The sequence below is a fragment of the Xanthobacter autotrophicus genome (assembly GCF_029991245.1).
In the GTDB taxonomy this organism is placed as follows: Bacteria; Pseudomonadota; Alphaproteobacteria; order Rhizobiales; family Xanthobacteraceae; genus Xanthobacter; species Xanthobacter autotrophicus_C.
The window spans coordinates 1-405 of the sequence record NZ_JAIVFO010000428.1 but is presented as its reverse complement, the minus strand read 5'-3'; the positions used below and the strand labels follow the sequence as shown (position 1 = coordinate 405).

Sequence of the window (405 nt, the reverse complement as noted above, 5' to 3'; positions counted from 1 at the left end):
GGGCTCCGGCGGCAGGGGTTCCGGCGGAAGGCGCGGGCGCAGCCGGCACGCCCGCGGCGGGCACGCTCGGGGGCGGGGCGTTCTGCCCCTGTGTCGTCTGCGCCCCGGCCTGGGCCAGGGGAACCATCGACGCAACCATCGACAGGAAGAGCGCGACCAGAACGGCCGCGGGCTTCGTTACATGCATATCGGACCTCCGCGGCGGTGTTCCTGTCGCCCGAAGGCGGCATGTTCGTGGCGGATGGGAGAGAAAGGGCGCGCGGCAGGGCTTCGAAATCGCGAAAACCGGTATAAAGATCGTCCCGATTTTCGCCTTTTCGCATCCTCCCGGCCGCAACCGGAGGCAGAGAGACTCTCGTGATGACCGGCGCCGCTCCCGTCAAGCCCCAGACCTGTCTCTTATAC

Annotated in this window: 1 pseudogene; it reads right to left on the bottom strand. The window is 68.1% G+C overall.

Annotated features, from left to right (window positions below):
• A pseudogene (locus K9U41_RS23535) lies at positions 1-187 on the bottom strand (tonB-system energizer ExbB); the annotation flags it as partial.
• Between the last annotated feature and the right edge of the window lie 218 nt (positions 188-405).